Origin of the sequence: Scopulibacillus darangshiensis, from assembly GCF_004341035.1 — a bacterium.
GTDB classification, from domain to species: domain Bacteria; phylum Bacillota; class Bacilli; order Bacillales; family Sporolactobacillaceae; genus Scopulibacillus; species Scopulibacillus darangshiensis.
The window spans coordinates 7,258-25,839 of the sequence record NZ_SLXK01000005.1 but is presented as its reverse complement, the minus strand read 5'-3'; the positions used below and the strand labels follow the sequence as shown (position 1 = coordinate 25,839).

Sequence of the window (18,582 nt, the reverse complement as noted above, 5' to 3'; positions counted from 1 at the left end):
AAAGGTATTGATCGTCTGCTGATCAATACCTTTTTTCCTTTCTTCGCAAAGCAATCATCACAACAAAAGTGAGGGTAGCGAAAAAGCAGGTTACGAATAAGGAGTGCATAAGGACAAATGGCAGTTCCATCCGTGAATAGATAACAATGACACCGGATATAGCCTGAAGGACAACACAAAGGAATGCGATTAAAGTGCCGTTTAACACATAACCTTCCCGTTTGTAGCGTAAAAGGACAATAATAATTGTAATGAGCAGCCAAATCACAATGAGTCCGGCAAGCGTTCTATGGATATATTGAATCCCCGCTCGGCTGTAAAGATCCGGAACCCATTCGCCATTACACCTTGGAAAATCAAGACATCCAAGACTTGAATCAGTGTGTCTGACAAAAGCGCCTGAGTAAATAACAATGTAAGAGTAAAGGCTTAAAAGAATATAGTTCCATGTCATCCCTTTGCTAATGTCCGGAATCATTCGTTTTCTAAAGCTAAGCTCTTCGAAAATAAGTATTGTTAAGAGCAGAGTGCTGGCAAATGAAAGTAATGAAATACCAAAATGTAATGCCAGAACGATCGACGACTGGCTCCAAATGACGGCAGCCGCTCCCATAAGGGCTTGCAAGACGATAAAAAACACGGATGAAATGGTCATAAACTTAATTTCTTTTCTTTTGGGAAACTTTATACAAGCCCATACAGCTTGCACAACAACGAGGATACCCGCCAATCCCGCAACGGCCCTGTGACTGAATTCAATCATGGTTTCCTTGTGTGCACCGGTAGGGATCACTTCTCCATAACATAACGGCCAGGTCGCCCCGCAGCCGTCAGCTGAACCAGTATTCGTTACAAGTGCGCCCATTAAAACGACAAGTAACACAACAAAAGAGGTTAGGACACTGAGCCAACGTAATATTCGATCCATAGTAACACCTTCTTAATCTTCTACATTAATATTCAAGTCTAAACAATTCGTAAATTTGTCGATTTTATGTCAATTGCTCACAAAGTATACAAACCTTTTATGTTCGTATATAATAATTAATGGTATGGTTTTTAATTCCTTCTTATCGTAACATATATCATACGAGGTAAATCATTCATTTGTGAACAGGATTAGACATTTATCTACAAATAATACTATGGATTTTGTGCACATGATGCTGTATAAATAATGGAAAGAAGGCGTTTTGATTTATGAATAAACCTGTGACATCCTATGAGACATCACAAGTGATGGAAGCGGGTACCCTATCAGAAGCCAAATCGGCGGGAACTTGGAAGGATTTTTTAACAATATTCAAGATGGGTATCGTGATTTCAAATTTAATAACAACCTTTACTGGCATATGGCTCGCGCTTGAAATTACGGGGCAGTCATTTTTTGATAACATCTGGCATGTTGTTTTTGGTTTATTAGGTTCAGCACTAGTTATGGCCGGGGGCTGCGCCTTGAACAACTACATTGATCGTGATATTGATCAATTAATGGAGAGAACCAAAGAAAGGCCGTCTGCAACAGGGCGCTTAAGCGGCAAACAAGTGCTTTGGTCAGGGATTATTATGTCCGCCCTAGGTATCTTGGTTTTGTTACAAGCTTCGTATGTTGCAGCTGTTTTTGGCTTAATAGGGTTATTTGTTTATGTTGTTGTTTATACCTGGTGGTTGAAGAGAACCCATTCAATCAACACAGTGATCGGCGGGATATCCGGTGCAGTGCCGCCCGTGATCGGCTGGGCTGCAATTGACCCGGCATTCAGCTCTGGTGAACCTTGGATTTTATTTTTAATCATGTTTTTATGGCAGCCGCCGCATTTTTTGGCTTTGGCAATGAAACGTGTTGAGGAATACCGAAGAGCGGGCATTCCAATGCTGCCGGTTGTAGCCGGTTTTGAAATGACAAAAAGGCAAATGATTATTTACGTTGCCTTTCTGGTGCCTGTGTCATTCTTCCTTTATACATTAGGGCCTATCTATATGATTGCTGCTGTTGTTCTCGGCTTTGGTTGGCTGGGATTTGCAATCGCGGGACTTTATATGAAGGATATTATGAAGTGGGCAAGAATCATGTTTGTCTTTTCACTGAATTATATGACGATTTTATTTATTATTATGGTTATCGCAGCTATTTAGAATCAACAACCTATGTGTATAATTGGCCGCAGCCTGCAAGTTGTAAGATGGTATAAGCTTCGCATTTATTAGGAACTTATATATTCAATCGGAAATTTGCAGTCAACTGCGGTCAATTTATTTATAATTTTTTATTTATTCAACTATCTTAGGGAAAGAGAGGTTTAAAGTCATGAAGAAATGGCGACTATCGCTTCGCCTCTTTCCATTGTTCGCAATAGCATTATTGCTGTCCGGATGTGGAAAAGAAGGTTTATCAACGCTCATCCCGATGGGAACTGTTGCAAAAGAGCAGGCAGATCTAATGCTCTTCAGTTTGCTGATCATGGTTCTGGTCATGGTTGTAGTTATTGTCCTTTTTACCTACGCGATTATTAAGTTTCGTAAGAAGCGCGGTCAGGAAGATTTTATTCCGAAGCAAGTTGAAGGGAATGCCAAGCTAGAATTATTATGGACGATCATACCGATCATTCTATTAATCATCCTAGCTGTCCCTACAATTTCAAAAACATTCGCACATTCGGATACGCATGTTGCCAAAGGTGACGATGTTATTAAGGTAAAGGTCACCGGCCATCAATATTGGTGGGAGTTCGAATACCCTGATCAAAAAATTAAGACAGCTCAAGATCTTGTCATCCCGACAGGCAAAAAAGTTGTTGTTGAGCTGACATCTAAAGACGTGATTCACGCTTTTTGGGTACCGGCATTGGCAGGTAAAATAGATGCCAACCCAGGCCAAACGACTTCGTTATGGCTTGATGCTGATAAAGAGGGTACATATAAAGGCCGCTGTGCCGAGCTTTGTGGATCTTCACACGCACTCATGTATTTTAATGTGAAAGCGGTTAGCCCGGATGAGTTTAAGCAATGGTCAAAAGACATGAAGGACGGTCCTTCAGCGCCAACGACCGCTTCAGCCAAAAAAGGGGAGCAGATCTTTAAAAACAATTGTATGAGCTGTCACGCCGTAGGCGAAAAAGGCGGGCAAACCGCTCCTAATCTATCGAATTTTGCCGACCGTGAGAACATTGCAGGGTTTAAAGAGCATAATAAAAAGAATTTAAAAGCATGGATAAAAAATCCTGGTAAGATTAAGCCGGGCGCAGAAATGCCTTCATTCGAGGATGAACTATCAGACGATCAAATCAACGCATTGGCGGATTATTTGTTTTCCTTATCCGTGAAAAAATAGACTGAATATTGATTAAAAGGAGGTAACCATCGTGTCTGTTAATGCTCATAGTCTATCCCAGCCTAAACAGAACAGCGGTTTTTTTTCCTGGCTTTGGGAATGGCTTTCAACCGTAGATCATAAAAAAATTGCTATTTTATATTTATTTGGCGGCGGGCTGTTTTTCCTCATAGGCGGTATTGAAGCCATGTTGATCCGTATTCAGCTGGCTGTTCCTGAAAACACCTTCCTTGTAGGTCATAATTACAATGAAGTGATTACCATGCATGGTACGACAATGATATTTCTGGCAGCTATGCCGTTCATTTTCGCCTTGATGAATGCTGTCATCCCGCTGCAAATTGGTGCAAGGGATGTGGCATTCCCGTTTGTTAACGCATTAGGTTTTTGGTTGTTTTTCATGGGGGGGATTATTTTAAATCTCAGCTGGTTCTTGGGAGGTGCTCCTGCGGGCGGCTGGACAGCCTACGCCCCTTTATCATCCGAATTTTTAGGCAACGGCATGGATTTTTATGTATTGGGATTACAAGTTGCCGGTGCCGGAACGCTAATGGGAGCAATCAACTTCCTCGTCACAATCGTTAATATGAGGGCACCTGGAATGACATTTATGAGACTGCCATTATTCACATGGACTGTTTTCATTACAGCCGTTCTGATTTTATTTGCCTTTCCGGCATTAACTGTCGGATTATTTCTTATTTTCTTCGACAGACTCTTTGACGCCAATTTCTTTAATGAAGCAAACGGCGGGAACTCTATTATCTGGGAGCATATATTTTGGATTTTTGGACACCCAGAAGTTTATATTTTGATCCTTCCGGCATTTGGGGTCATTTCTGAAGTCATTGCCACATTTTCGAAAAAGCGCCTTTTTGGTTATTCATCGATGGTGTTCGCGACAATATTGATTGGATTCTTAGCCTTTATGGTGTGGGTTCACCATATGTTCACTGTAGGTCTCGGCCCGTCTGCCAACACTATATTCGCTATTGCGACAATGGCAATTGCTGTTCCGACGGGTATCAAGATTTTCAACTGGATTTTCACCCTTTGGGGCGGCCAAATCACCTTTAATACAGCCAACCTATACGCCGTCGGTTTTATTCCAACCTTCGTCATGGGCGGTGTCACCGGTGTTATGTTAGCGGTTCCAACTGCTGACTTTCAATACCATGACAGTTATTTTGTTGTAGCACACTTTCATTACGTTATTGTAGGCGGTTTAATTTTCGGTTTATTCTCGGGATTTTATTATTGGTGGCCAAAAATGTTTGGCCGGCATCTAAATGAAACCCTTGGTAAAATAAACTTCTGGTTATTCTTTATTGGTTTCCATTTAACATTTTTCTTCCAGCATTTTCTTGGACTCATGGGGATGCCGCGCCGCTATTTCACCTATCTTAAGGGTGAAGGGTTCGACGCCTTTAATATGGTCAGTACGATCGGCGCTTTCCTAATGTTCTTCGCTGTGATTGTTATGCTGATTAATATTGCTTATTCAGCAGTAAAGGGTGAAAAAGCAAAAGGTGACGCATGGGAACAGGGCCGGACACTTGAATGGTCAATCGCATCACCGCCGCCGGAATATAACTTTGCACAAACACCCCTAGTTAAAGGAATTGATGCATTTTGGAAGGAAAAAATGGATGGTAAAGACAAAATGACTGCTGCCGAACCGGTTGGTGACATTCATATGCCGTCATCATCAATTGTTCCATTCTTGATGTCAATCAGTTTAACGATAGCGAGTTTGGGTTTCATTTTCAGCGCCCATGATGGCGTTCGCAAACCGGCATTATTTGTTGCCGGTGCCGGTGTTGTTCTCTTCTTCCTATGCATGCTAGCGCGTTCTATTAAGGATGACCCAGGCTTCCATATTCATAAAGAAGAGGTTATTGAAACCGAAAAGGGGGTTCGGTAGAGGATGAGCAGTGTAAAAGATAACGTCACAGCGCTACCCCTTCATCCAGAAAAATCAACCTTGGAAGGAAAAAATAAATTCCTTGGTTTTTGGTTTTTCCTTGGTGGAGAAACGGTTTTGTTTGGTACCTTGTTTGCAACCTTCGTTGCCCTGCGCCACCAAACGAGCGGCGGTCCTGCGGCTGAAGATATATTCGGTATGCCGCTGACCTTTTTGTCCACAATTATTCTTTTAACAAGCAGTTTAACCAGCGTTTTTGCCATAATGGCGATGAGAGACAACAGTTTAGGGAGAATGCAGCTGTGGTTTTGGATTACGGTTATTCTCGGTCTTGCTTTCTTAGGTCTTGAAATCACGGAATTTACAGAGTATATGCATGAGGATCTAGGTTATACAACCAGTGCATTTTCTTCAGCCTTTTATACTCTGGTCGGTTTTCACGGCTGTCACGTGCTTTTTGGAGTGGTGTGGATTTCAACTCTGATGATCCAAAGTTTTAAAAAGGGCATTACGACTGTAACGGCGCCAAAATATTATGTCGCTAGTTTATATTGGCATTTTATTGATGTCGTTTGGGTATTTATCTTTACGGTTGTCTATCTTCTTGGCATATTAGGGGGGTAAAAAGTGGCTACAAAACAATCGGAAACGACAATGTATATTCAAAAACAACAGCGGAAGCGTGAAATGCAGCATTATCTTGTTTCCTTTGGATTAATGATCATCTTTACACTACTCGCTTTTGGAACGGTTATGATCGATGGCATTCCAAAGCATTTTACATCATTTTTTATCGTTACCCTTGCAATTGTTCAGGTGTTGTTCCAGCTTTATTATTTCATGCATTTGAAGGATAAGGACCACGGTTTTCCGACGTTGTTCATCTTTAGCGGGGCATTAGTTGCCTTCATCACGGTTTTAACTTTTGTCTCTATCGTATGGATTTCTTAGGTTATGCAAAAAACCCCTCTCACCCGCAAGTGATCTGCGAAGAAGAGGGGTTTTAACTGTATTTGTGTCATTATTTTTAATGTTTCAAAAGGGTGTTGAAGAAAAAGGTGGTTCCTATAAAATGAGTTGTAGATAGCATTTCTAAAAGACTTGGCTGAAGGAATAGAAAGGAGTCGTCCGTGATGAATTCATCAACTTCAAATGTGTCAATATTGTCAATGTGGAACTATGAATGGATAATATATGTTATTATATTGGCGGTCATCTATTTGATCCTAATAGGTCCATTGACGAGGAAGTTTGGCGATAAAGGTGAGCAATTATCACGCATTCGAATGTGGAGCTTTTTTTCAGGATTATTTTTATTGTTTTTAGCTTATGGAAGCCCGATTTCGGAACTTGGGCATACTTATTTGTTCAGTGCCCATATGACTTCAATGGCATTAATATATCTGGCTATGCCGCCGCTATTACTTGTCGGGACACCGGCATGGCTGGCAAGAAAAGTGATATCATTGCCGATCATTGGCCCCATCGTTTCATTTATGACTAGACCCTTGATAGCTATATTGTTTTTTAATATTTTTTTCTCAATATATCATGTCCCCATCATATTTAATCAAATGACGTCAAACATGGGGCTTCATATGATCTATCATTATGCCTTAATCATGTTTGCCTTTTTTATGTGGTGGCCAGTGTTTTGCCCCGTTCCGGAAAAGGACGGACTTTCAGAACTGCAAAAAATGGGATATATCTTTGCCAATGGGGTATTATTAACACCTGCGTGTGCGCTGATTATATTTAGTGAAAGGGTTATTTACAGCGCTTATATTGATGCGCCTCAATTATTTGCTGTGCTGCCTACTGTGGCCGACCAGCAACTAGGCGGTGTTATCATGAAGATCATGCAGGAAATTGTTTATGGATGTGCCCTTGGATTTGTATTCTACCAATGGGTGAAGAAGCAGAAAAAACAAGATAAAGAGGAAGAAAACAATGAAGTAAGCGGATACGGTTATTTAGAAGTGACGCGCGATCCGCTTAGTTAAGCAAAAGGAATGACGATATGATAACTTACGTACTCTCAACCATCAGCTCAGCATGTATACAAATTAGTGCGATTCTCATTGCATTTGGCTGGTATGCCATAAGAAAAGGAAATAAAGAAAGACACCAGAAACTTATGGTTACCGCCTCGTGCTTTGCCTTAACATTTTTTATTATCTATATGTCAAGGACGATCTTTATTGGCAATGTCTCATTCGGCGGTCCAAAAGAATGGCAGCTGCCATATACCATCTTCCTGGTGTTTCACATTATTTTGGCAACGACAGGCGGGATTATGGGAGTGATCAGCATTACTCTCGCAATCAAAAAGAAATTTGCCCTTCACAGGAAGATTAGCCCTTATACTGCTGTCATTTGGTTTGGAACAGCTGTAACAGGGATCGTTGTTTACGTTCTTCTGATTGTGTTATGGCCGGGGGAAATGGAAATCAGTATGCTAAAAGCAATATTCGGGACATAAAAACCACTTTATTGGTGGTTTTTATTATTTATAGGCATGACTGTGTCCTTTTAGGAATAGTTATTTTCTAACCTGTAATAAATAAAGGGTGATAATATGATCATTAGGGAGATTTCAGTCAGTGACGCTGAAGCTTTTTTGCGGTTAAGTCGCGGGTTAGATAAAGAAACTCAGTATATGCTTTATGAACCCGGGGAGAGATCAACAACCTTAGAGGAACAACGAGCGCGGATAGAAAAAATTCATAATAAGGGTTTCTCAACCATCTTTGTTGCTGAGGATGAAGAACAGCTTGTTGGGTATGCAGGCATATTTGGAAGCGCATTGAAAAGGGTCCGTCACAGGGCTTCGATCGTAATAGGGATTCTGCCGCCATTTCAAGGTAGGGGACTTGGCACCAAGCTGCTTGGTGTGACACATCAATGGGCAAAAGAAAAGGGGATTCACAGACTTGAACTAACGGTGATGGAACATAACCGTCATGCAATGTATTTATATAATAAAATGGGCTATAGGGTGGAAGGTATGCGGAAATCGGCCATCGTCCTAGAGGATAGGACAATCGATGAATTTTATATGGGCAAAATATTGAAAGCAGATAAAGAAAAATGACCATTGCCTATGGCGCTTGGTCACTTTTTTATTTATATAATTATGTAATAGGCCTTAGCTCCTGAATTCATTTATGGATTCTTTTATCTTACTCAAGCGATCCTTGCAAATGTTCACGACATATTCAGGGAATTCTTCATCATACTCTATGCCATGCGGGTAATAATGTTTACCTAAATAAGGTGTAAAAAGCTTCACGTGAGCATCATTCCGTTCAATTTCACTTTCCACAGCGACAACAGGAAAGCGCAGATAATAGATGCTTCCATCATTCTTGTTTTCAAACTTAAAATCGTAGGTCACCCGTTCCCAATCCCATGGACCGCCTCGAAGGAAACCAGCTTTGGACATGATATGCTCGAGCTCCGGGAAGGGTAAAACAATGCCTTCTAAATCGAATTCTTCAAATTTCATATCTTGACCTCCTTACAATCAGTTTAGTCTCCATTTTTATAATAGTACGAAAAAAGGCGAATTGCAATGTTTTAAGCGCGTATTTCGGATGGAGCACTAGGGAATCAATCGTTTTGAATGGGAAGAAAGTGGTAAAACTAAGTCTAGAGCCCAGGGGAAGTTCCATTCTTGTCGTGTGGGCTTCGTTAAATTCGTTGTTTAGTTGTTAAACTATTGTTAATGACAACGTTTTGGTGTCTTTTTCATATGAATCGTTGATATAATATAACTAATCAAGTAAGAAAGGGAGTGAGCCGTCTCGCGTAAAACGAATGTTCTAATTCTAATTATAGCGGTGTTTGTGTTTGCATTTACGTTTTTATTCAATTTATCCGGAACACCTTCAAAAGACATGGACCCGAAGAAAACAGACAACTTAGCGGACGGGCCGACCCAAACTGGTTTTAAAGTACCTGACAAAGGGCTTTACACTTTTATGGGAAAAACGAAAAACGACATACAAAAGAAATTCGGAAAGCCTGAGAGGATTGACCCGACACCTTATGGTTACAAATGGTGGGTGTATGGCATCGGTACAGAATCTTATGTACAAATAGGGTTGGATAATGATAGCGGTAAAGTCACAACCATCTATGCATTAGGAAAAGAACTAATGACTGAGCCTTTTGGTATAGGAAAGCATTCAGATGATATCTACAAGAAAGTGCCGTTATCCGATACGGTATCATTTAAGTACGATCAAGCAAAAATTGAATTTGAGTTCACCGAGGACGATCTCATGGTCCGTCCTCTTATAAAATTTGGCGATTCTTGGGTGCAGCTCAATTTTGATCATATTACTGACCGGCTAATGGGTGTCCGTTATATGACACCTGAGGTTCTAATTAAACAAAAGCCTTATACTTTGACTTTTCGGGGGAAAATACCGGAGGAACCGAAACTTTCCGATGAGAAATGGCAGGCAATTGATCAGGCAACGGCAAAAGAAATTTTTGACATGACAAATATCCTTCGCCACCGCTACAATGTCAATCAATTAGACTGGAGCGCGTCCGCTTCTGGGGCAGCATTCCAGCATAGTAAAGAAATGAGTGTCAAAAATTACTTCTCTCACGATTCGAAATGGCAAGGTGACCTAAGCAAACGTTTGGAAAAAGCGGGTGTTTCATTTGAAGCCGCAGGAGAGAATATTGCTGCACAGTACACAGACGCCAGTGCCGTGGTTTTGGGATGGCTTAATAGTGAAGAGCACCGTAAAAACATGTTAAGTGATATGTTTACAGAATTAGGTGTCGGTGTATACCACGACTATTATACACAAGATTTTGTCCACCCTTTTCAACAATAATAACCAACTCTCTCATTCGGGGGTTGGTTTTTCACTTACCCATCGGGTTGGTAAATAATGATTATTTCAACTATAATATTATCAGAACATTCAATAGTCATGTGGGAATGGAGGGGTGAGTGATGATTGAACAAACACATCAATTAAGCGACAAGATTAAAGACATCTTACCTGAGGTGGTTAAATGGCGGCGTTATCTCCATGAACACCCAGAATTATCTTATCATGAAGTTGAAACCGCCCAGTTTGTCTACGAAACCCTGCAATCCTTTGGAAATATCGAGCTGTCACGGCCTGCCAGAACGAGTGTGGTTGGTGTGATAAATGGACGTTATCCTGGAAAAACATTAGCAATACGTGCGGATATTGATGCCCTCCCAATAAAAGAGGAGAATACACTTGACTACGCGTCAAAAAATGATGGTGTCATGCATGCCTGCGGTCATGACGGTCATACCGCCATGTTGCTTGGGACAGCTAAGATCCTGTCTCAAATGAAAGATGAATGCCACGGCAACGTGAAATTGATTTTTCAGCACGCCGAAGAGCTTTTCCCCGGCGGTGCGGAAGAATTAGTCGAGACAGGCGTAATGGACAATGTCGACTGGGTAATTGGCACCCACCTATGGTCTCCTCTTGAATACGGGAAAATTGGCATCGTTTATGGTCCGATGATGGCATCGCCAGACACCTTCTATTTGACCATTGAAGGTAAAGGCGGCCATGCTGCTATGCCGCATCAAACAATAGACAGCATTGCAGTAGCTTCGCAAACGATAACTAATCTTCAACATATTGTTGCGAGGAATATTGATCCTTTAGAAAATCTTGTTATTTCGGTTACCAAATTTATAGCCGGGACAACTCACAATGTCATACCTGGTTCTGTTGACATTTGCGGTACCGTAAGAAGTTTGAATCCTGAATTACGGGAAATGGTTCCCGAATTAATGGAACGTGTTATTAAGGGCGTCACTGAGGCTCATGGTGCGGCATACACATTCAAGTATGAAAGAGGCTACCGCCCTGTCATTAATGATCAAGAGGTCACGAAGATGGTAGAGGACACCGTTCGGGAAGTTTACGGCGATGGTGCTCTGGATTATGATCAGAAAAACATGGCTGGAGAAGACTTTTCTGCTTACCAAAATAAAGTTCCTGGAGCATTCTTTTATGTTGGTGCTGGGAATAAGGAAAAGGATGCGATATATCCGCATCACCATGCACGCTTTAATATTGACGAGGCGGCTTTGGAAAAGGGGATCAATATCTTTGTCAGGGCAGCGCATCATTTCTTATCTTACGGGGAGGAAAAGTGATGAGGTCATATAAATGGCTGGAAGAGACCGTACGCCGACGGTCTCTTCTTTTACATAGAACTATTTTTAGTTAACCCTTTTGGGACAGGAACGATAAAAAAAGATCCGCTGGCATGGGCCACAAGTTTGCCTCGGTCGGATAAAATATCGGCGGTGACGAAGCAAAGATTCTTTCCCTTATGGACAACTATTGCCTTGCATTTTAATGTATCACCTGCCGCAGGCTTCAAATAATTCACCTTAATCTCGGAAGTAACACTTGTCATGTCCTGGCCAAGGATATCGTTAACTAAAGTTCCCATGGCGGTATCAGCGAACGTTGCGGTCATTCCTCCGTGAACGATATTTAACGGATTCATAATGAAGGGGTTCAGCTTGATTTCGGCTTCATAGGTGCCCTCCCCGGTTAATCCGCCCTTATATTCTAGAACCCCGTTAATGTATGTACGGGATTGTTTGGTTTGTTTTGCTCTGATACCGTTAAGAAGCTGTTCAAGGACATCTAATTCCTCCCTATTTGCCTCTTCTAAAACTTTTTTTAATAGGTCATTGACCGCTGACTTTTCATCTGCCCTCATGTTAATCCCTCTTTTTTTGTAAAGATAGTTTTAATCACTGTTCTCATTTTATCAATCTTTGTAAATTAAGAAAATGGGCTCACCCAGAGCCTTTTCTAATCTTATGATGTAATAGGTTAGTTTTGTGCCAGCAGAAGGAGGGGTGGTCGTGGCTAGGGAGAAAACAGCTGAGTCGATAAAAGCCTTCAAACGCTTTGTTCAGGAGCATCCCGAATTAGTTAAAGGTGTAAAAGAACAAGATAAAACATGGAATGACATCTTTGAGGAATGGGTGCTTTTTGGAGAGGACCATGAGATATGGGAAACGTATGGCATAGAAACGAAGAGTGAAAAAAGTTCATCTGGAGACGGCTTTAAAAAAATTCTGTCCTTTATAAATGATATTGATACGAATAATTTGCAAGAAAGACTTGAACTTCTTAATGGTGCGCTCAATAATATACAGGATTTAATCGTACAATTTCAGCCGAAAAAAGATACAGGGTTGATGAGACAGTCGTACATCTCTCAACCGACACAAGGGTACCAAACTCAAAGTCAAACCTATGAAAACCAACCTTATATGTATAAGAGGGATTAGAGTGATAAACTCATGAGGAATGATATTCAATATTATCTTGATCAGCAGTCGGAGCTTAAGTATTTTCTCAGAATGCACCCGGAATGGTACCGCCAATTAAGCCGTGCGCCTGGTGATTTCCCCAATTTTAAACAAGAGGCAGATGATTTCTTTGGCAGAACCTTTTCCAAAAAAATAGATCGTTTTAATGAAAGAGTCGATTTCCTTTCCATGCTTTTTGACATGGCCGCGGTAATGGGCAGTGAAGAGGAAGGCAAGAAGGAAAGTAAAGATTAGAATGAAAGGCTGATTGCTGATTAGCGGTAATCAGTTTTTTTCTTTTACAAGCGGAAGTGTCGAAAGTATGGCATTTTTGTGGACACATGATAAAATAAAGGTGGAGGTGATAGGATGATTGCCACCATGGACCATGTTTCTGTATTAGATGAAACTGATGGACTGGTTGACATGTTGAAACACTCTGATGTGTATTTAACTTATCGCAGATTAAAGGATAAACTGGAGAGCGATGAAGATGCCCAATCTTTGATCAGCGAATTTCTTATAATAAGAGAAAAATACGATGAAGTGCAGCGCTTCGGTAAGTATCATCCAGATTATAAAACAGTCATCAAACAGATGATGGATATAAAAAGAGATGTCGATCTAAATGACGCGATATCGACTTACAAGAAAGCTGAGGAACAAATGGAACAATTGCTGAACGAGATCAGTCTTCATATTGCCAGAGCTGTATCAGAATCAGTTAAAGTACCAACCGGCGATCCCTTTTTTGACAAAGCCTGCGGCGGGGGATGCGGCAGCGGCGGTGCGTGCGGCTGTCATTAGCCGGATAAAGAATGCAATCTAAGCAAGGAGCAAAAAAAATGATATTAGGACATCGATCAGGCTTAATCGTTTGGCTGAATAACTTAAAGCATGTTAGGACGCTGCGGAAATTTGGACATGTTCATTATGTTTCAAAGAAAATGAAATATGCTGTGCTCTACTGTGACAGCAGCCAGCTAGACAAAATTATTTCCGAACTGGCATCAATAAAATATATTAGAGATGTAGAGCGATCATATTTACAAGAAGTAAAGACGACGTACGAAAAGAAAAAGAGCTTCGGTGAAAAGGATCCAGTTATAGAAACTGTCTTATAAATTTTCGTGTTAGCGAGCTTAAACTTTATTAAGGTATAAAAAAACCCGCAGTGAAAACTGCGGGTTGCCTCACGCATACGATTGTATGCCAAGACAATGGGAGAGGAGAAACCGGCGGAAAAACTTATGGGGAAACGTAAGTCTCCGCGGTCTTTGACAACATCTGTATGGATGTTGTCAACACCTATTATTGACAGGCGTGAAACGTCCTATACATTTTTTGTATATAAGAATGTGACTAAGGCGCTTGGGCTTCTCAAACATTTTGTGGTAGGATAAGAGCGACACTTTACATAACTGTAACTTTAATTTTTGTTTAAGGAATGATCACGATGAGAGTCATTGCAGGTGTATGCAAAGGCAGGCCACTTAAAGCGGTTGGCGGGAATAACACCAGGCCGACAACTGATAAAGTCAAAGAAACGATCTTTAATATGATCGGTCCCTTTTTTTCCGGGGGACAAGCGCTTGATTTGTATAGCGGCAGCGGCGGGTTAGGGATTGAAGCACTCAGCAGGGGGATTGACCAAGCTGTTTTTATCGATAAATTCGGTCCTGCGATTGCTGCTATTAAAGAAAATGTCAGCCGCTGCCACTTTAAGGAAAAAGCGGATATTTACCGCAATACTGTTAATAGAGCGCTTGCCATATTGACCAAAAGAGAAGCGCAATTCGATTTAGTCTTTATGGACCCGCCTTATGCGAAACAGCAAATTTCCAAAGAAATAAATTTATTATTAAAAGGGAACCTTCTAAAAGAAGAGGCGATTGTCGTTGTCGAACATGATGATGCCATTTGCTTGCCTGAGTATTTTTCCACATCACTTAAACAATGGAAACATCAAACATACCACGGGAAAACAGCCGTCTCTATTTATAGATATCTAAGAGAAGAGAATGAGGGGGATTATGAGTGACAGGAATAGCAATTTGCCCGGGGAGTTTCGACCCGGTAACATATGGCCATCTTGATATTATTAAGCGCGGTGCTAAAATATTTGATCATGTTATTGTTGCGGTATTACATAATTCGGGAAAACAACCGTTATTTACAGTTGAGGAGCGTGTTGAACTGTTAAAAGAAACAACCAAAGACATTCCAAATGTCACAGTTGATTTTTTTGAAGGGCTGCTTATTGACTACGTCAGAAAGAAAAATGTCGGTGTGGTTTTGAGGGGATTACGGGCGATATCGGATTATGAATATGAACTTCAGATCGCATCGCTTAATAAGAACCTTGATGATAATATCGAGACATGTTTTATGATGACAAACAATAAGTACTCATTTTTGAGTTCAAGCATGGTAAAGGAAGTCGCTAAATACCATTCCTCTGTCACGGACCTTGTTCCGGACCATGTTGAAGCTGCCCTGAAAGAAAAATTCCGGACCCCGCAGGCCTAAAAAGTCCTAGCGGGGGTTTTGCTTTGAAATGACGACGGCTTTGGATAAAATATAAATAATAAGGGTCGTGAGGGTAATGATTGATCCGGCCTGCAAATAAGGCACGAATGACATGAGTGTTTGATGGTGCTCGAAAAATCCAAAAACCGGAATAGCGTTGCGGCTGCCAATGGTATCGATATCAACAAGCTGGAAGAGGAAATAGGCAAAAATAGCCGCAAAGGTGCCGTGGAAAAAGCGTCCGATAAAAAATGGCTTGGCGCTTAAATTTGATTCGGACAAAATGCTTGTCACCTGGGCTTGAATTGACAGTCCGCTGAACCCCAAAATAAAGCTTGTCAAAATAACTTGTTCAATAAGAGGAGCGGATACGGAACTGATTTTATCAGCCCCCACGGTAATTTCAAATAATCCTGGCACGATCGCTTGACTAAGTTCCGGAGTAAAATGGACAAAGGCAAAGATGTATTGAATCAGAAAACCGATTATTTCAGTCCCATTTAATGATGCAAGCAATTGATTTAGTACTGAAAAGAGAATAATAAAACCGCCTACCATAAGCAAGGTCGACACGGATGACTGGACAGCATCGCCAAGCATTTTACCCACGGGTTTTCTGTTTTTTAGCCGTTCTTCATGCATTTTCCTTAAAGCATCGATAATGACCTTGCCGTAAAACAGGCGTTTAGTATCCTTTCCGTTGCTTTCATCGGCTTCATGCGGTTTATAAAAACGCATGATCAAACCAACACAAATATTGCCCAAGTAATGGGCTAAGGCGAAGACAATGCCCAAAGCGGGGTGGTGAAAAAATTCGTATGCCACAACCCCGAATAAAAATAAAGGATTCGAAAAGTTGGTGAAACTTGCGAGCCTTTCAGCTTCGGTTTTGGTCAACTTTTTTTCTTCATAAAGTCTGGCTGAAAACTTGGCGCCCGCAGGGAATCCTGATACGAGTCCCATAACAAAAACAAATCCGCCGACACCCGGAACCTTAAAAATAGGACGCATGATCGGTTCAAATAATACACCGATAAATGTCACGATACCGAAACCGATCAATAGTTCTGCTACAATGAAGAAGGGGAGCAAAGATGGGAAAACAACATTCCACCACAATGTCAGCCCTTTCAATGATGCATCAACCGAAACTTTTGGAAAGGCAACGATTGCTGCAGCAATAAATAAAGCACTAAGTGCTAATACATATGTTTTGACTTTGGAAGCATTCAACGATGGATACTCCTTTCTGGCGTACATGGTGCAGGCTAAGGCTTTCGCCATTTTTAACCTTGGCGATAAGCCAAGTTTTCTTTACATAGGCATATAATAAGGAGCAAGGAACGAACCTGTCCCTAAATTAAATATACGAAGGAGACTTATATTTTAGACCTGCCGAAGGGGAGTAGATCATAATGAAACCAACAATTGGGATCGCACTAGGTTCAGGCGGGGCCAAAGGTTTTGCCCATGCGGGAGTGCTAAGGGTTCTTGAAGCAGAAGGAATAGCTATTGATTATCTCGCCGGTTCTAGCATAGGAGCGCTTGTCTGCGCTTTATACAGCGTGGGACACCGATATGATAGTATGTATAAAATGGCGATGACTTTTAAAAGAGAGCACTATCTCGATTTTATTTTCCCAAGAATGGGATTTGTGTCCGGGAAAAAGGTAACATCGCTTATAAAAGCCATAACCCACAATAAAACTTTTAAGGATTGCCAGACGCCATTAAAGATCGTCGCAACTGATTTACTGGCTGGTGAGCGTGTTGTCTTTGATGAAGGCTATCTTTATGAGGCCGTAAGAGCAAGCATATCGATACCGGGAATATTTACGCCAGTTAAAAAAAACGGGCGATTGCTTGTGGATGGCGGTGTCATTGACCGGGTTCCAGTCACCGTTGTAAAGGATATGGGTGCCGACATCGTTATTGGTGTGGATGTAGCAAGATTTAAAAGGCAGCCTGAAATATCCTCGATTTACGACGTGATTATGCAGAGCATCGACATTATGCAAGAGGAAATGGTGAAGTCACAGGAGTTGAATGCAGATGTTGTGATTAGGCCAAACGTGGGACAATTCCATTCAAAAGCATTCACAAGCATCGATGAAATCATTAAAATAGGGGAAGATACTGCCAGGGAACAGCTTCCTGAAATCCTTAATGCAATAAAGAACTGGAAGGAGCAATCGATTTGAAATCTAAGCGTCGTACGATCACTTTTTATGGGCTAATCATTATCTTAATTATTGCTGTTGCACTAAATTTCTATAAGCTCCCTTATTATGTAGAAAAACCTGGGGCTGCAGAATCGGTTAATGGGATTATCAAAGTAAAGGACGGCCACAAAGTTAACGGTCAGTTCATGCTTGTATACATATATGTCGGTGCAGCAAATGTCTACCAATATCTATGGGCAAAATATGATGGCAATGACTATACGAATCTTCTTAAGGCACAGAACGTCAAACTTCCTGATGAAAATCAGAAAGAATATGCCTTAAGACAGCAAAATTATATGGTGGATGCACAGGAAACAGCAACATATGTCGCCTATAAAGCTGCTGGGAAGAAACCTAAGATTAATAATAAAGGGATTTTAATTTTAAATGTTATTTCCGATATGCCTGCCGCTAAGGAATTAGAAGAGGGGGATATTATAGTAGGAGCGAACGGTAAAAAAGTCGAAACGATAAAGGACCTCCAGCCATTTGTAAAAGGATTAAAACCAGATGACAGTCTCTCATTGAAAATCAAACGGGACGGGAAAGTGAAGACGGTTAATGTTGATGTCGGGAAATTCCCAGGTAAATTGACACAAGGAAAAACGAAGTACGGCATTGGGATTATCCAAAGCAATGAACGTGATATTGAGGTGAAACCGAAAATCTCCTTTGATATTAAAAATATTGGCGGTCCGTCAGCTGGTCTGATGATGACGTTAGAAATTTATGATCAGCTGACTAATAATGATTTAGCAAAAGGCTTTAAAATAGCGGGTACCGGAACCATCCAAATGGACGGCAAGGTGGGTCCGATCGGCGGAATTAAAGAAAAGGTCGTTGGCGCAGATAAATCAGGCGCACAGATTTTCTTCGCGCCGACAGCTGATCACGAAGCGAAAGACGCCAAGGAAGCAGCAAAGGACATTGGTACAGACATGAAAATCGTCCCTGTCAGCACGTTCGACGATGCGGTAAAGTATTTGAACACATTGAAATAAAGAAGACTTGGCTTCCACCAAGCACATAATGGTGAAAGCCTTAGTCGCACTTATACTTTATTCCGCCTATTCGCTTTAGCGAACATAAAACATATTAAAGTATAAAGAAGACTTGGCTTTCACCAAGCACATAATGGTGAAAGCCTTAGTCGCACTTATACTTTATTCCGCCTATTCGCTTTAGCGAACATAAAACATATTAAAGTATAAAGAAGACT

Annotated in this window: 22 protein-coding genes; 18 read left to right on the top strand and 4 right to left on the bottom strand. The window is 41.1% G+C overall.

Going from position 1 to position 18,582, the window contains the following annotated elements; translation table 11 throughout:
* Positions 1-22: 22 nt before the first annotated feature.
* Positions 23-928 carry a COX15/CtaA family protein gene (locus EV207_RS05345; RefSeq protein ID WP_132744426.1) on the bottom strand — a complete coding sequence of 302 codons (906 nt, stop codon included), beginning with the start codon at positions 926-928 and terminating at the stop codon, positions 23-25.
* Between the two features lie 272 nt (positions 929-1,200).
* On the opposite strand from EV207_RS05345, the gene cyoE reads away from it, so the two are divergent.
* From cyoE to EV207_RS05305, 8 genes are all read left to right on the top strand, one after another.
* Positions 1,201-2,136: a heme o synthase gene (cyoE, locus tag EV207_RS05340; protein ID WP_132744424.1), complete on the top strand. Its 936-nt coding sequence runs from the start codon at positions 1,201-1,203 to the stop codon at positions 2,134-2,136.
* Positions 2,137-2,308: 172 nt separating this feature from the next.
* Positions 2,309-3,331, top strand: coding sequence for a cytochrome c oxidase subunit II (gene coxB / locus EV207_RS05335; RefSeq protein WP_132744422.1), 1,023 nt, complete (start codon positions 2,309-2,311; stop codon positions 3,329-3,331).
* Positions 3,332-3,362: 31 nt separating this feature from the next.
* Positions 3,363-5,255, top strand: a complete 1,893-nt coding sequence (ctaD, locus tag EV207_RS05330; RefSeq protein ID WP_132744420.1) for a cytochrome c oxidase subunit I — start codon at positions 3,363-3,365, stop codon at positions 5,253-5,255.
* 3 nt (positions 5,256-5,258) lie between these two features.
* Positions 5,259-5,879, top strand: coding sequence for a cytochrome (ubi)quinol oxidase subunit III (locus tag EV207_RS05325; RefSeq protein WP_132744418.1), 621 nt, complete (start codon positions 5,259-5,261; stop codon positions 5,877-5,879).
* A gap of 3 nt (positions 5,880-5,882) precedes the next feature.
* Positions 5,883-6,206 carry a cytochrome c oxidase subunit IVB gene (gene ctaF, locus EV207_RS05320; RefSeq protein ID WP_341539792.1) on the top strand — a complete coding sequence of 108 codons (324 nt, stop codon included), beginning with the start codon at positions 5,883-5,885 and terminating at the stop codon, positions 6,204-6,206.
* Positions 6,207-6,388: 182 nt separating this feature from the next.
* Positions 6,389-7,258: a cytochrome c oxidase assembly protein gene (locus EV207_RS05315; RefSeq protein ID WP_132744416.1), complete on the top strand. Its 870-nt coding sequence runs from the start codon at positions 6,389-6,391 to the stop codon at positions 7,256-7,258.
* A 17-nt stretch (positions 7,259-7,275) separates the two neighbouring features.
* Positions 7,276-7,737 (top strand): DUF420 domain-containing protein, encoded by a 462-nt coding sequence (locus EV207_RS05310; protein ID WP_132744414.1) that lies wholly within the window; start codon positions 7,276-7,278, stop codon positions 7,735-7,737.
* Positions 7,738-7,833: 96 nt separating this feature from the next.
* Positions 7,834-8,349 (top strand): GNAT family N-acetyltransferase, encoded by a 516-nt coding sequence (locus EV207_RS05305; RefSeq protein ID WP_132744412.1) that lies wholly within the window; start codon positions 7,834-7,836, stop codon positions 8,347-8,349.
* A gap of 54 nt (positions 8,350-8,403) precedes the next feature.
* Here EV207_RS05305 and EV207_RS05300 read toward each other — a convergent pair whose 3' ends face one another.
* Positions 8,404-8,763 (bottom strand): YugN family protein, encoded by a 360-nt coding sequence (locus tag EV207_RS05300; RefSeq protein WP_132744410.1) that lies wholly within the window; start codon positions 8,761-8,763, stop codon positions 8,404-8,406.
* Positions 8,764-9,103: 340 nt separating this feature from the next.
* Here EV207_RS05300 and EV207_RS05295 point away from each other — a divergent pair, with 340 nt between their 5' ends.
* Both EV207_RS05295 and EV207_RS05290 read left to right on the top strand, forming a co-directional pair.
* Complete coding sequence (locus EV207_RS05295; RefSeq protein ID WP_243646954.1) at positions 9,104-10,111, top strand: CAP domain-containing protein; 1,008 nt, start codon at positions 9,104-9,106, stop codon at positions 10,109-10,111.
* 122 nt (positions 10,112-10,233) lie between these two features.
* On the top strand, positions 10,234-11,430 hold the full coding sequence (locus EV207_RS05290) for a M20 family metallopeptidase (RefSeq protein ID WP_165886838.1): 1,197 nt from the start codon (positions 10,234-10,236) through the stop codon (positions 11,428-11,430).
* Between the two features lie 50 nt (positions 11,431-11,480).
* On the opposite strand, the gene EV207_RS05285 is transcribed toward EV207_RS05290, so the two are convergent.
* The gene (locus EV207_RS05285) at positions 11,481-12,008 is read right to left on the bottom strand and encodes a PaaI family thioesterase (RefSeq protein WP_132744406.1); all 528 of its coding nucleotides are present in this window, start codon (positions 12,006-12,008) and stop codon (positions 11,481-11,483) included.
* A gap of 148 nt (positions 12,009-12,156) precedes the next feature.
* Between EV207_RS05285 and ylbD the strand changes: the two genes are divergently transcribed.
* The 6 genes from ylbD to coaD all read left to right on the top strand — a co-directional run bounded on the left by ylbD (position 12,157) and on the right by coaD (position 15,138).
* Entirely contained in the window at positions 12,157-12,588 is a 432-nt protein-coding gene (ylbD, locus tag EV207_RS05280) for a spore coat protein YlbD (protein ID WP_165886837.1), read from the top strand.
* 12 nt (positions 12,589-12,600) lie between these two features.
* Positions 12,601-12,864 (top strand): YlbE-like family protein, encoded by a 264-nt coding sequence (locus EV207_RS05275; protein ID WP_132744402.1) that lies wholly within the window; start codon positions 12,601-12,603, stop codon positions 12,862-12,864.
* Positions 12,865-12,978: 114 nt separating this feature from the next.
* Entirely contained in the window at positions 12,979-13,416 is a 438-nt protein-coding gene (locus EV207_RS05270; protein ID WP_132744400.1) for a YlbF/YmcA family competence regulator, read from the top strand.
* 38 nt (positions 13,417-13,454) lie between these two features.
* Positions 13,455-13,733, top strand: coding sequence for a YlbG family protein (locus EV207_RS05265; RefSeq protein ID WP_132744398.1), 279 nt, complete (start codon positions 13,455-13,457; stop codon positions 13,731-13,733).
* 332 nt (positions 13,734-14,065) lie between these two features.
* Entirely contained in the window at positions 14,066-14,650 is a 585-nt protein-coding gene (gene rsmD, locus EV207_RS05255) for a 16S rRNA (guanine(966)-N(2))-methyltransferase RsmD (protein ID WP_132744394.1), read from the top strand.
* Positions 14,647-15,138 (top strand): pantetheine-phosphate adenylyltransferase, encoded by a 492-nt coding sequence (gene coaD / locus EV207_RS05250; protein ID WP_132744392.1) that lies wholly within the window; start codon positions 14,647-14,649, stop codon positions 15,136-15,138. The genes rsmD and coaD overlap by 4 nt, the downstream gene beginning before the upstream one ends.
* A 6-nt stretch (positions 15,139-15,144) precedes the next feature.
* On the opposite strand, the gene ylbJ is transcribed toward coaD, so the two are convergent.
* Positions 15,145-16,371, bottom strand: a complete 1,227-nt coding sequence (gene ylbJ / locus EV207_RS05245; protein ID WP_132744390.1) for a sporulation integral membrane protein YlbJ — start codon at positions 16,369-16,371, stop codon at positions 15,145-15,147.
* Positions 16,372-16,550: 179 nt separating this feature from the next.
* Here ylbJ and EV207_RS05240 point away from each other — a divergent pair, with 179 nt between their 5' ends.
* Together EV207_RS05240 and EV207_RS05235 are read left to right on the top strand one after the other, a co-directional pair.
* Entirely contained in the window at positions 16,551-17,339 is a 789-nt protein-coding gene (locus EV207_RS05240) for a patatin-like phospholipase family protein (RefSeq protein ID WP_132744388.1), read from the top strand.
* A complete protein-coding gene (locus EV207_RS05235; RefSeq protein WP_132744386.1) occupies positions 17,336-18,364 on the top strand; it encodes a SepM family pheromone-processing serine protease in 1,029 nt (342 codons plus the stop codon). The genes EV207_RS05240 and EV207_RS05235 overlap by 4 nt, the downstream gene beginning before the upstream one ends.
* The last annotated feature ends 218 nt before the right edge of the window (positions 18,365-18,582 follow it).